General features: G+C 68.6%; 11 protein-coding genes. 8 read left to right on the top strand and 3 right to left on the bottom strand.

Annotated elements, in window-relative coordinates; translation table 11 throughout:
* Positions 1–8: 8 nt before the first annotated feature.
* Both A37E_RS0106445 and A37E_RS0106440 read right to left on the bottom strand, forming a co-directional pair.
* A complete protein-coding gene (locus tag A37E_RS0106445; protein WP_029555862.1) occupies positions 9–1,376 on the bottom strand; it encodes an ATP-binding protein in 1,368 nt (455 codons plus the stop codon).
* Positions 1,377–1,383: 7 nt separating this feature from the next.
* A complete protein-coding gene (locus tag A37E_RS0106440) occupies positions 1,384–2,100 on the bottom strand; it encodes a response regulator (RefSeq protein WP_029555861.1) in 717 nt (238 codons plus the stop codon).
* Between the two features lie 207 nt (positions 2,101–2,307).
* Here A37E_RS0106440 and A37E_RS0106435 point away from each other — a divergent pair, with 207 nt between their 5' ends.
* From A37E_RS0106435 to A37E_RS0106425, 3 genes are all read left to right on the top strand, one after another.
* A complete protein-coding gene (locus tag A37E_RS0106435; protein WP_029555860.1) occupies positions 2,308–2,634 on the top strand; it encodes a hypothetical protein in 327 nt (108 codons plus the stop codon).
* A 128-nt stretch (positions 2,635–2,762) separates the two neighbouring features.
* Positions 2,763–3,602, top strand: a complete 840-nt coding sequence (locus tag A37E_RS0106430) for a sterol desaturase family protein (RefSeq protein WP_051678836.1) — start codon at positions 2,763–2,765, stop codon at positions 3,600–3,602.
* A gap of 33 nt (positions 3,603–3,635) precedes the next feature.
* Complete coding sequence (locus A37E_RS0106425; RefSeq protein ID WP_156026257.1) at positions 3,636–4,130, top strand: hypothetical protein; 495 nt, start codon at positions 3,636–3,638, stop codon at positions 4,128–4,130.
* A 69-nt stretch (positions 4,131–4,199) separates the two neighbouring features.
* On the opposite strand, the gene A37E_RS0106420 is transcribed toward A37E_RS0106425, so the two are convergent.
* Positions 4,200–7,916 carry a hydantoinase B/oxoprolinase family protein gene (locus A37E_RS0106420; protein WP_081837481.1) on the bottom strand — a complete coding sequence of 1,239 codons (3,717 nt, stop codon included), beginning with the start codon at positions 7,914–7,916 and terminating at the stop codon, positions 4,200–4,202.
* Positions 7,917–8,261: 345 nt separating this feature from the next.
* On the opposite strand from A37E_RS0106420, the gene A37E_RS0106415 reads away from it, so the two are divergent.
* The 5 genes from A37E_RS0106415 (at position 8,262) to A37E_RS0106390 (ending at position 13,116) form a co-directional block, all read left to right on the top strand.
* Positions 8,262–8,810 (top strand): TRAP transporter small permease, encoded by a 549-nt coding sequence (locus A37E_RS0106415; protein WP_024280966.1) that lies wholly within the window; start codon positions 8,262–8,264, stop codon positions 8,808–8,810.
* Between the two features lie 3 nt (positions 8,811–8,813).
* Positions 8,814–10,130, top strand: a complete 1,317-nt coding sequence (locus A37E_RS0106410; RefSeq protein ID WP_029555856.1) for a TRAP transporter large permease subunit — start codon at positions 8,814–8,816, stop codon at positions 10,128–10,130.
* A gap of 147 nt (positions 10,131–10,277) precedes the next feature.
* Positions 10,278–11,264, top strand: coding sequence for a TRAP transporter substrate-binding protein (locus A37E_RS0106400; protein WP_029555855.1), 987 nt, complete (start codon positions 10,278–10,280; stop codon positions 11,262–11,264).
* Positions 11,265–11,413: 149 nt separating this feature from the next.
* Entirely contained in the window at positions 11,414–11,905 is a 492-nt protein-coding gene (locus A37E_RS0106395) for a winged helix DNA-binding protein (RefSeq protein ID WP_156026438.1), read from the top strand.
* A gap of 101 nt (positions 11,906–12,006) precedes the next feature.
* Positions 12,007–13,116 (top strand): hypothetical protein, encoded by a 1,110-nt coding sequence (locus tag A37E_RS0106390; RefSeq protein WP_029555853.1) that lies wholly within the window; start codon positions 12,007–12,009, stop codon positions 13,114–13,116.
* Positions 13,117–13,153 lie beyond the last annotated feature (37 nt).

Genomic DNA, 13,153 nt, shown 5'->3' with positions numbered 1-13,153 from the left:
GGACCGGTTCAGGGCGTGCCGGCCTGCCCTCCCGGCTTCGGCAGCCGCACGGTGAGGCGGGCGCCGCCGCCGGGGCGGTCGGAGATGGTGACACGGCCGCCGTGCCCCTCGGCGATCTGCCGCACGATGGTGAGGCCCAGCCCGGCGCCGCCGCTGTCGCGGTTGCGCGAGGGCTCCAGCCGGTAGAAGGGCTCGAACACCGTTTCCCGCTCGCCCTCGGGAATGCCCGGCCCGCGATCCTCCACCACGAGGTCCACCGCGTCGCCGCGATCCTGAAGCGTGATGTCCGCGCCCGCGCCATAGGCGATGGCATTCCCGACGAGATTGGCGAGCACGCGGGCGAGCGCGCCGCGATTGCCGGCGACCACCCGCTCCGCGTCGGCGCCATGGAGCGTGACGGCCGCGCCCTGCGCCCGGCGCGTCTCGCACTCGGCCCGCGCCAGCGCGGCGAGGTCCACGGTCTCCCCGGAGGCGGGGGCGAAGGAGGCGCGGGCGAAGGCGAGGGCGTCGTCCACCAGCGCCTGCATGCCGTCGAGGTCGGCGCGGGCCTTCTCCACCTGGTCGCCGGGCGGCATCAGCTCCAGCCGCAGCCGCAGGCGCGTGAGATAGGTGCGCAGATCGTGGCTGATGGCCCCCAGCACCAGCGTGCGCATCCGCACCAGTTCCGAGATGCGGGCCTGCATGGCATTCACCGTGCGGATCACCAGCCGCACGTCCGGCGCGCCGCGCTCCTTCACATGCGAGGGCTGGAGCTGGGCGCCGAACCGCTCCACCGCCGCCGCGAGGTCGGAGAGGGGGCGGGTCTCCCGGCGCACCGCGAGCAGGGCGAGGAGGGCCACGAGGAAGCCGAGGATGCCGCCGATGAGCCCCACCGGCAGGCCGAGGAAGCGCACCGTTACGTCGCCTCCGGCCACGATCTCCAGATAGCCGCCGCCGACGAGTGCAAAGGCCACGGTGAGCTTCGCGCCGCGCAGGTCGCGCAGGCGCTCGACGAGGCCGTGGGGGTGATCGTCGCCGGCGAGCGACAGCGCGATGAAGCGGTCCGGCGGCAGTCCCGTGAGCAGCCGGAGCCGGCGCTCGGCAAAGCCGAGCAGGCGCGGCGTCTGGATGTTCGGCTTCTCGGCCCGAATGGCGACGAGGAAGCCGGGACCTGCGGCCGCGCGCACGGCGAGATCGCGCTCGGCGGGGGGTAGCTGATCCATGAGCTGCGCCAGCGCGGCGATGCGCTGCATCACCATCAGGACGGCCACGGGCGACGAGGATCGCTGGCGCTCCAGCACATAGGCGGCGAGCATCAGCACCTGCACCGCCAAAAGGCCGGCGACGACGATCAGCGCCAGCCGCGTGCCGAGCCCGAACCGGCGGTGACGGCGCATCGCCGGATCAGAGCTGGCGGACATCGACGGTGAACAGATAGCCGCCATTGCGGACGGTCTTGATGAGCAGGGCCGCCTCTTCCGAGACGGCGGAGAGCTTGCGCCTCAGCCGGCTGATGGAGACATCGATGGTGCGGTCGAACGGGTCGGCCGAGCGCCCGCGGGTCCAGTCCAGAAGCTGGTCGCGGGAGAGCACGCGCTTCGGCCGCTCCAGGAAGCAGGCGAGCAGCTCGAACTCCGCCGAGGTGAGGTCGAGGAGGGGGCCCTCGGCCTCGGCGACGCTGCGGGCGTCGAGATCGGCCACGAAGCCGGCGAAGGCGACGCGGCGGTTGCGCGCGGCGGGCTCCGCCAGCGTCCCGTCCGCCCGGCGTAGCACGGCCCGGATGCGGGCGAGCAGCTCGCGCGGGTTGAACGGCTTCGGCAGATAGTCGTCGGCGCCCATCTCCAGCCCGACGATGCGGTCCACGTCGTCGCCCTTGGCGGTGAGCATGAGGATGGGCACGCCGCCCCGCGCCCGGAGGCGGCGGCAGATGGACAGCCCGTCCTCGCCCGGCAGCATGAGGTCGAGGATGACCATGTCCGGCCGCGCGGTCGACAGGATACGGTCCATGGCGACGCCATCCTCGGCCGCCAGCACGCCATAGCCCTCGCGGCCGAGGAAGTCCGCGAGCAGGGCGCGGATCTCGCGGTCGTCCTCGACGATGAGCAGCGTGCGCGGGGCCAAAAGCGGGTCTCCAAGGGGTGGGGGCTCGGCTGGGACGGGGCAAGTTTCGCCGGAGGGGCGCCCGTCATCAATGCGCGGCCGTGTGGAGGATACAAAACGTTACAGCACCTCACCGGTAGGCAAACGCGATGCAACGGCCATCCGTGAAGCTCTCCCCATCGCAACCGGCCATGCCCCCCCCCGGGATGGCGCCTGAGTGAGACCGAGATGCCCAGCCTGATCCCCTTCTCCCGTTCCGCCGCCATCCTCACCGTCGCCGGGTTCACGATGCTCTCGGGCATCGGCGAGGCGGCCGCCTGGACGCGCACCGGCAGCACCACCACGCCGCGCGGCACCTACAACAGCTCGGCTGTCGGCGGCTGCGCGGGCGGCACCTGCAGCCGCGCCTCCACCGTCACCGGCCCCGCCGGCGGCACGGCTTCCCATACCGGCAGCGTCACCCGGACCTCGCCCGGCACCTATTCCTACCAGGGCTCCAGCACCGGCCCGGCCGGCAACAGCGTGAGCCGTTCCGGCACGGTGAGCCGCTACTGACCGGATTTCCAGCTCCGGGCCGTCAAGGCTCGGAAAGCCGGGTCGCGGCCTCCGCCCCAGGTCGCGGCCCGGCTGACCGTTCGGTGTCGGAACGGCGGGGCTGGGGGGCTCCACACGGGACCATCGTCATGTTCGGCCTTCTCGCCAGCGGCACCGCCGTGCCCCATCCGCTCGCCTTCGCGCTCATCGCGCTTGCGCTGATGCTCGTGGAGTTCCTGTTTCACAGGCTCAACCATCACGACAGCTACGATCCCAGGGAGACGGCCGCCTCCCTCGCCATCGCCGTCGGCAACAAGGTGATCGCTGCGCTCACCGCCGGGATCGTCGCGGTGCCGGTGTTCTTCGTCTACGGCCACAGGCTGTTCGACATTCCCATGGGCGGGGCCGTGGCCTGGATCGCGCTCTTCCTCGGGGTGGAGCTGAGCTACTATGTCCACCACTTCGCCATGCACAAGGTGCGCTGGCTGTGGGCGACCCATTCCGTCCATCACTCCGCCACTCGCCTGAACCTCTCGGCGGCGGTTCGCCTCGGCTGGGGCGGGCAACTCACCGGCGGGTTCGTGTTCTACCTGCCGCTGGTGCTGATCGGCTTCCCGCCGATGACGGTGTTCGGCATGCTGGGGGCGAGCCTCGTCTACCAGTTCTTCCTCCACCTCGCCGCCCCGCCCCATCTCGGCCCGCTGGAATGGGTGCTGAACACGCCCCGCCATCATCAGGTGCATCACGCCGCGAACCCCGCCGTCCTCGACCGCAATTTCGGCGGCGTACTGATCATCTTCGACCGGATGTTCGACACATTCACCGAGGCGCCGAAGGGGGAGCCGCTGGTGTTCGGCGTGGCCGGTGCTGAATCGAGCCTGAACCCCATCCGAATCGTCTCGAATACCTGGGTGGACATGTACCGGCAGTGGGGTGTCAGCCGGGGTGTCAGGGCCCGCCTGCACGTCCTTTTCGGGCCTCCGGGATGAGAGGGTACCGAGGTAGGTGGAGATTTGCGTGGAATGCATTTCTGGAATGCGGAAAATACGCGTGCTGCATCGCAGCAAGTCCGCTATGGTGCACCACAGCTAAAGCGCACCGAGATCTTGGCCGCGGGCCGCACGGAGCGCAGCGAGGCTGACATGAAGAACATCCTCCTCGCCGGCGTTGCCGGCCTCCTTTCCGCGACCTCTGTGATCGCGGCCGCCCCTGCCTTTGCCGGCGAGACCCTCCCCGCCGAGCGTCAGGCCATCGTGACCAATCTGGGTGGCAAGGCTTCCGCCGTCACCTATTACGTGCGTGCCGCCAAGGGTTATCAAGTGGTTACGACCCTTGACGCTGCCGGCGAGCCCGGTGCCACGCCGGCTGTGGTCCGCGTTTCCACCGTGCTCCAGCAGCCCGGCGACGAGCAGATCGTCTCCCTCCCCGGCCCGGTCGGCCGCGATGGCACCTCGCTGCGCATCGTGCGCGTCGGCGACGCCATCCAGGTGGAAAAGGTCGGCGCGCTCGCCTACTGACATTTTGCCGCACCGCAGCGAAAAGGCGCCCGTCGGGCGCCTTTTTTGTTGGTCTCGGGGAGGGGCTGATTACCTCTCCCTCAGCTTCACATCGCCATATCCGCCCCCCGTCGGAGTGACGATGATGACCGCCTCGCCTTCCTCCAGCACCTTCTGGTCGCAGCCCTGAAGGACCTCGGTGGAGCCGTCCAGTCGGCGCACAAACCCTTCTCCCAACTGGCCTTTTTCGCCCCCATCGACACCGAACGGGTGGATGCGGCGATGGGAGGAGAGCAGGGCGCAGTCCATCTTCTCAAGGAAGCGGATGCGCCGGTAAGTCCCTGATCCCGCATGCCAACGCCCCCGCCCGCCGGAGCCGGGGCGGATGTGAAAGTCTTCCAGCAGAACGGGAAAACGCGTCTCCAGCACCTCCGGATCGGTGAGGCGGGAATTGGTCATGTGCACATGCACGCCATCCGTCCCGTCAAAGCCGGGGCCGGCGGGGGAGCCGGAGCAGATGGTCTCGTAATACTGGTAGATATCGTTGCCGAAAGTGAGGTTGTTCATGGTGCCCTGGGAGGCGGACATGGCCTTCAGCGCGCCGAACAGGCAGTTGGTAACTGCCTGCGATGTCTCGACATTTCCCGCCACCACGGCGGCCGGATAGACCGGCGACAGCATGCAGCCCTCGGGCACCACGATGCGGATGGGCCGCAGGCACCCCGCATTCATGGGGATCTCGTCCTCCACCATGACGCGGAACACATAGAGCACGGCCGCGCGGGTGACGGGGGCGGGGGCGTTGAAATTGGTGGGCTGCTGGGGCGAGGTGCCGGTGAAATCCACCGTCGCTTCGCGCTTCTCCTTGTCCACCGAGATCTTGACTTTGATGACGGTGCCCTGGTCCATCTCGTAGTGGAAGGAGCAGTCATCAAGACGATCGAGAACGCGGCGGACGCTTTCAGCCGCATTGTCCTGCACATGCCCCATATAGGCCTGCACGACATCCAGCCCGAACGTGTCGATCATCTTCAGGAGTTCGCGCACGCCCTTCTCGTTGGCGGCGATTTGCGCCTTGAGATCTGCGATATTCTGTGCCGGATTGCGGGCCGGATAGCGCGCGGAGGTGAGCAGATGGCGCAGTTCGGCCTCGCGGAAGGTGCCTTCCGCGACCAGCTTGAAGTTGTCGATATAGACGCCTTCCTCCTCGATATGGGTGGCCAGCGGGCTCATGGAGCCGGGGGCGACGCCGCCCACGTCCGCATGGTGTCCGCGGGAGGCGACCCAGAACAGGATGGCCTTTCCGGCGTCGTCGAAAACCGGCGTTACCACTGTAATATCAGGCAGATGCGTCCCGCCGTTGTAGGGGGCGTTGAGGGCGAAGACGTCGCCCGGGCGGATGTTTCCGGCGTTCTCGCGGATGACCGTTTCCACCGAGCGGTCCATGGAGCCGAGGTGGACCGGCATGTGCGGGGCGTTGGCGACGAGATCGCCCTCGGCGGAGAAAACGGCGCAGGAAAAGTCTAGTCTTTCCTTGATGTTGACCGAGTAGGCGGTGTTCTGGAGGGTCACGCCCATTTGCTCGGCGATGGACATGAAGAGATTGTTGAAGACCTCCAGCATCACCGGGTCGGCATGGGTGCCAACGGCTTCTGAACGCAGGAGTTTTTCCGTCCGGGTGAGGATCAGGTGGTTCTTGGCCGAGACCTCCGCCCGCCAGCCCTTCTCCACCACCACCGTCTGGTTCGGCTCAATGACGATGGCCGGGCCCTGCAAGCCCATGCCGGGCCTGAAGTTTTCCCGCTTCACCACGGGCGCGTCATGCCATGCGCCGCGAGCGAAAAAGCGGGTCTGGGAGGTATTCGAAGGGGTGCCGACATCAAGCGGAAGGTCCGGCTCGGCGATGCCGGCGCCGCCGCCCGCCGAAATCACCTCAAGCGCTTCCACTACAACGGTTTTTTCCGGCGAGACGAAGCCGAACTGCGCCCGGTGCTTGGTCTCGAACTCGGCGGTCATCGACGCGATGTCGGCGAGCTGAACGGGGAGTGCAGTATCGGTTCCACCATATCTCAGGTGGGCTTTCGCCTCTGTCAGGATCGAGTCAGTCAGGATGCCCTGTGGGGTCAGTTCCGCCTGGGTGGCGGCGGCCAGTTCGGCCTTCAGCTCAACCAGTCCGGGAATGACGGTTGCGGTCATCTCCTCCCCCACCGCGCGGGTGCGCTGGGCGCGGACGGAGGCGAGGCCCATGCCATAGGCGGAGAGGAGGCCGGAGAAGGGATGCAGCAGCACCTTGGTCATGCCCAGCGCATCGGCGACGAGGCAGGCGTGCTGGCCGCCGGCGCCGCCGAAGCAGTTCAGGGCATAGCGGGTCACGTCATAGCCGCGCTCCACGGAGATCTTCTTGATGGCGTTGGCCATGTTCTCCACCGCGATGGTGACGAAGCCGTCCGCCACCTCCTCGGGGGTGCGGCCGCCGCCGATCTCCTCGGCCAGATCAGAGAACTTCCGGCGCACCACCTCGGCGTCCAGCGGCTGGTCCTGGGCGGGGCCGAAAATCCTGGGGAAGTAATCCGGGATCAGCTTGCCCAGCATCACGTTGGCGTCGGTGACGGCCAGCGGCCCGCCGCGGCGATAGCAGGCGGGGCCGGGATTGGCGCCGGCGGAATCCGGGCCGACGCGGAAGCGCGCGCCGTCAAAATGCAGGATGGAGCCGCCGCCCGCGGCCACCGTGTGGATGCGCATCATGGGCGCGCGAATACGCACGCCCGCGACCTCCGTGTCGAAGGCGGTCTCCAACTCCCCGTCATAGTGGCAGACATCGGTGGAGGTGCCGCCCATGTCGAAGCCGATGATGCGGTCGAAGCCCGCCAGCGCCCCGGTCTCCGCCGCGCCCACCACGCCGCCGGCAGGTCCCGAGAGCAGGGCGTCCTTGCCCTGGAACAGGTCGGCGGCGGTGAGGCCGCCCGAGGACATCATGAACATCAGGCGGATGGCTTCGCCCTCGGCTTCCTTGCCAGCCCCCTCGGCGCCGCCGGACAGCTCCTCCGCCACCTGCCGCACATAGCGGCGCAGAATGGGTGAGAGATAGGCGTCGGCCACCGTGGTGTCGCCGCGCCCCACCAGCTTGATGAGGGGGGAAACCTCGTGGGAGACGGACACCTGCGGGAAGCCGATCTCCCGCGCCAGCGTCGCCACCTGCTGCTCGTGCTCGGGGAAGCGGTAGCCGTGCATGAAGACGATGGCCACCGCCGCGATGCCGTCCGCCTTCGCCTGCTCCAGCGCGGCGCGCACGGTGGCGAGGTCTGGGGCGGCTTCCACGGTGCCGTCGGCGCGGACCCGCTCGTCCACCTCCAGCACACGCTCGAACAGCATGTCCGGCAGTACGATCTTCTTGGCGAAGATCTTCGGCCGCGCCTGATAGCCGATCCTCAGCGCATCCCTGAAACCGCGGGTGGTGACGAGCAGGGTGCGGTCGCCTTTGCGCTCCAGAAGGGCATTGGTGGCAACCGTGGTGCCCATCTTCACGGCAGAAACCAGCCCCGGCGGGATCGCCGCGCCGGCAGGGAGGCCGAGCAGTTCGCGGATGCCGTGCACGGCGGCGTCGCGGTAGGCCTCCGGATTTTCCGACAGCACCTTGTGGGCGACGAGGCTGCCATCCGGCTTGCGGCCGACGATATCGGTGAAGGTGCCGCCCCGGTCGATCCAGAATTCCCAAGGTGCGGGGGAGGGTGCGGAGGCGGGCGGAGAGGGGGCCGCCGCAGCTTCGGCTTCGGCGGCTGCGCTCGTCTTCACATCGTCGCTCGACATCGGCCCCGTTTCCCGTCTGGATGGTGGCTGGCGGGGTTGGCAGGCTTCCTGCTCCCCTGTTTCGGACGCAGCGAGGGCGCGCCCGCGAGGCACGATGCCCCGCTCACGAATAAGGAAGTCACGAGGGCGATAAAACGTCAACAATTTGTTGACGAAATATCGAAGGCGGGAGAACATCCCTTCAAGAGCGCCTGAATGCCGGTTCTTCTTGGCGGGCAGAACAATGGCGCCGGTCTCCAGAGGGGTTCCGATGACCAGCGAAGAATTCCGTCACCGAACGGGGGCCGCGCGGACCTGCGCCCAGGCCCCGGCGTACACCCCGGCGTACACCCCGGGGGCGCCCCGATGATCCGGAAGCTGCTCGATGGCCTTTATTTCGCGTCCGGCGTGGTGGCCGCCGGGTTTCTCATCATCATCTTCCTGTTGATGATGGGCCTGTCGGTGGGCCGGCAGTTCGGCATCAACATTCCCTCCGGCGACGACTTCGCCGCCTGGTCCATGGCCGCCATGGCCTTCCTCGGCCTCGCCCATACGTTCCGCTATGGCGAGATGATCCGTGTCGGCCTGCTGCTGGAGCAGCTCACCGGGCGGCGGCGGCAGGCGCTGGAATTGTTCGCGCTCGTCGTCGCCATCGCCTTCCTCGCCTATTTCACCTGGAACGCCGGGCGCCTCACCTATGATTCCTGGCGCTTCGACGACATGTCCCAGGGCGTCGTCGCGGTGCCGCTGTGGATCCCCCAGACAGGCTACGCCGCTGGCCTCGCCATTCTGCTGATCGCCATGGTGGACGAGTTCGTGAACGTCGCCCGCGGCAATCGCCCCCGCTACGAGAAGGAACCTGTCTCCTCGCCCGAGGAACTGGTGGAGCGCATTGCATCGGGAGGCGGCGTCTGAGCCATGCCGCACCTCGATCTCATCCAGCTTTCGCTGGTCCTGCTCGTCTTCCTCATCGCGATCCTCGCCTCCGGCGTGTGGATCGCCCTCGGCCTCGGGCTCGTCGGCCTGCTGGCCATGGTGCTGACCACGCCGGTGCCCATCGGCCAGGTGCTCGCCACCACGGTGTGGAGCGCCAGCGCCTCGTGGACCCTCGCGGCCTTGCCCCTCTTCATCTGGATGGGCGAGATCCTGTTCCGCACCCGATTGTCGGAAGAGATGTTCCGGGGTCTTGCCCCGTGGCTGCAATGGCTGCCGGGCCGGCTGCTGCATGTGAACGTGATCGGCTGCGGCATTTTCGCGGCGGTGTCGGGCTCCTCGGCCGCCACCTGCGCCACCATCGGCAAGATCGCCTTGCCGGAGCTGGACAAGCGCGGCTACGACAAGGGCATGAGCCTGGGCTCGCTGGCCGGCTCCGGCACGCTCGGCCTGCTCATCCCGCCGTCCATCCCCATGGTGGTCTATGCGGTGACGGCCAACGTCTCCGTGCTGCAGGTGTTCCTGGCGGGCTTCCTGCCGGGCCTGCTCGTGATGGGGCTCTATTCGGGCTACATCATGCTGTGGTCGCTGCTCAATCCCAGCCGCACGCCGCCGCGCGACCCGCATATGCCGTTCGTCGAGAAGCTCCGGCAGTCGGCGCGGCTCGTGCCCTGCCTGCTGCTCATCGCGGCGGTGTTCCTGTCGCTGGTGCTGGGCATCGCCACCGCCACCGAATGCGCCGCCTGGGGTGTCACCGGGGCGCTGGCGCTGGCGTGGTGGAGCGGTACGCTCACCTGGAAGACGCTGGTCGAAAGCGTCATGAGCGCCACGCGGCTCAGCTGCATGATCATGCTCATCATCGCCGGGGCCGCCTTCACCACCGCGGCCATGGCCTATACGGGCATTCCCGTGGCCCTGGCGGAGTGGGTGCAGGGACTCAACCTCACCCCCGGCAAGCTCGCCCTCGCGCTGACCGTGATGTACATCATCCTCGGCTGCCTCGTGGACGGCATCTCCATGATCGTGCTCACCGCGGTCATCGTGCTGCCCATGGTGAAGCAGGCGGGCTTCGACCTCGTGTGGTTCGGCGTCTACCTCGTCATCCACGTGGAGATGGCGCAGATCACCCCGCCGGTGGGCTTCAACCTGTTCGTGCTGCAGAACATGAGCGGGCGCGATACCTTCTCGGTGGCGAAAGCGGCATTTCCCTTCTTCATTCTCCTCAACATCGCGGTCATCATCATCACCACGTTTCCGGAGATCGCCCTGGTGCTGCCGCGCTGGGTGTTTCCGGGCGGCTGATGCCGCAGTTCGGGCGTTTCCGCGCGGGCTTTCGGCAGAGCCCGCGCGGCACATGAGCGTAACGCATCGGCGAAGGTTGCAGACCCGCGCCGCTGCGATGAGGGCAACACGTTCGAGACCTTCCCAGGAACCAGAGAGAGACCAGACATGGCGCCTTTCCGCACCCTTGCTCCCGCGCTCCTCGCCGCCGGCCTCGCCGCTCTGGCGAGCACGGCGCCCGCCGCCGCGCAGACCAAGTGGAACCTCGCCTCGGCCTATCCGGCCGACAATTTCCACACCGAGAACCTCGCCCAGTTCGCCAAGGACGTGGAGGCGGCCAGCGGCGGCAAGCTCGCCGTGACGCTCCAGCCCAACGCGGTGCTGTTCAAGGCGCCCGAGATCAAGCGCGCCGTCGCCACCGGGCAGGTGCAGGCGGGCGAGGTGCTCCTCTCCATCCACGAGAATGAGGACCCGATCTTCGGTATCGACGTGGTGCCCTTCCTCGCCACCTCCTACGACGCGTCGAAGAAGCTGTGGGACGCCTCCCGCCCCGCGGTGGAGAAGAAGCTCGCGGCGCAGGGCATCAAGGTGCTCTACGCGGTTCCGTGGCCGCCCCAGGGGCTGTTCTCCAAGAACGCGGTCGCCAAGGTGGACGACCTGAAGGGCGCCAAGTGGCGGGCCTACAATGCCGGCACCTCGCGCATCGGCGAGGCGGTGGGCGCCCAGTCGGTCACCGTGCAGCAGGCGGAACTGGCGCAGGCGCTCGCCACCGGCGTCGTCAACGCCCTCATCACCTCGTCCGCCACCGGCAACGACGTGAAGATCTGGGAGAGCATCCCCTATTTCTACGACATCCAGGCCTGGCTGCCGAAGAACGTCGTCTTCGTGAACCAGGCGGCGTTCGACGCCCTCGACAAGCCCACCCAGGAGGCCGTGCTGAAGGCCGCCGCCGCCGCCGAGACCCGTGGCTGGAAGCTTTCCGAGGAGAAGACCAAGGCCTATATGGACATCCTCGCCGCCAAGGGCATGAAGGTCGCCCCGCCCTCGCCCGAGCTGAAGGCCGGCTTCGAGAAGATCGGCGGAACCCTCACCGAGGCGTGGCTCGCCAAGGCCGGCCCGGCGGGCCAGGAGATCATCGCCACCTACAAGAAGTGAAGGTGCGGACCGGGGACGGGCCCTCCCGCCCCCGGTCCTCCAATCAGGACCGTCTCGTCAGGATCGATCCCGTGACCAAGGACACCCCCAAAAAGGCTGGCGAGAGCAAGGTCGCCGAGGGCGCCGCCCGTCGCAAGGCCGGCCCTTCCATCGTCTCCTCCGCCCATCTCGCGGACGGGGCGCTGCCGGCGCTGTCGGAGTTCGAGTTCGGGCTCAACATGCTCACCCACGCCTACGGCCGCTGGATGGTGCGCTGCATGGCGGCGGCCGGCGTGCCGGACCTCTCGGCCCTCGACGTTCTGATCCTGCACCACGTGGTCCATCGCGACCGGCCCAAGACCATCGCCGACCTCTGCCTCGTGCTCGACGTGGAGGATACCCACCTCGTCACCTATGCGGCCAAGAAGCTGCAGGGCCTCGGCCTCGTGGAAGGCGGCCGTCGCGGCAAGGAGAAGACGCTGGCCGCGAGCGACACCGGCCGCGCCGTCTGCGCGCGCTATCGCGAGGTGCGCGAGGCGCTGCTCGCTGATGCGGTGGCCGCGACCGGCATCGATCCGGCCCGGCTCTCCGAGATCGCCGCGCTGATGCGCACGCTGTCCGGCCATTACGATCAGGCCGCCCGCGCGGCCGCGTCGCTCTGAAGCCGGCTTAGAATCTCCTCCACCGGCCATGGTGCGCCGGGGGCGTTCGGCTATGATGGGCCGTCGCCCCCACCCGGACCGCAAAGGACGGACCGCGCCTCATGTGGCTTGACGATCTGCGTCCCTTCCGTCCCGCAGCGGCCGACCCGCTCCCCTGCGCGACCGAGGAGGCCTATCGCGCATTCGGGCTGGCGAGCGGCACGGTGGGCGATACGGTGCCGGCCAGCCTCCCGTTCGGCCGGCTGCGGCTGTTCTCGCGGCAGCATGCCCGCGATGGCGTGGCCCCCGCCCGGAACGTTCTGGTGGTGGCGCCCATCGCCGGCGGCTTCCCGTTCCTGATGCGCGACCTCGTTGCCGCGCTGTTGCCCACGGCCGGACGGGTCGGCATCACCGAATGGCCCAATGCGCGCTATCTCCCGCTCGGCGCCGGCCGCTTCGGCTTCGCCGAGAACTGCCTGGAGACGGCGCAGATGGCCCGCGCGCTGGCGGTAACGGGGCCGGTGCATATCGTCGGCGTCTGCCAGGGCGCGCTGCCCGCCTTCGCCGCCGCCTGCCTGCTGGCGGATGAAGGCCTGCCGGTGGCGAGCCTCGGCCTGATGGGCGGCCCCATGGACCCCGCGCGCAATCCTACCCGCCTGTGGAAGATGCTGCAGGAGCGCTCGCTGGAGGCGCTGGAGGCGCAGGTGATGGAGGAGGTGCCGCAGGGCCTGCCCGGCGCCGGGCGCCGCGTGTTCCCGGCGTGGCGGCAGATCGACACCTTCGCCCTCTACCTCTGGCGGCAGTCCATCACCGGCGGGGAACTGCCCATGCGCCTGCTGTTCGACGATGGTGACGACCCGCTGTGCTTTCCGCTCTCCCGGCTGTGCTGGACCATGATGGACGTGCCGGCCGAATTCTTCATGGAGAACGTCTCCACCATCTTCCGCGACAATGCGCTCGCCCATGGCACGCTGGAGATCGCTGGACACCGGGTGCGGGCCGAGGCGCTGCGCGGGGCGCTGCTGACTGTCGAGGGCACGGACGACGACATCTCCGCTCCCGGCCAGACCGAGGCCGCGCACGATCTGTGCCGCGCCGTGCCGGACGCCCTGCGCCGCCACGTCAGCGTCGCGGGCGCCGGCCATTTCGGCCTGTTCTACGGCCGCAGGATGCGCGCCACCGTGGTGCCGGCGCTGATCGAGGTGATGGAGGCGGGCGAACGGGCGCTGTGAGCGCCCCGCTGCCCGCAGCCCCTCAGTTCCGCAGGCC

It is taken from the genome of Xanthobacter sp. 91 (assembly GCF_000702385.1).
Taxonomy (GTDB): domain Bacteria; phylum Pseudomonadota; class Alphaproteobacteria; order Rhizobiales; family Xanthobacteraceae; genus Xanthobacter; species Xanthobacter aminoxidans.
The sequence above is the reverse complement of the archived record's forward strand: the minus strand, read 5'-3'. Positions and strand labels throughout refer to the sequence as shown.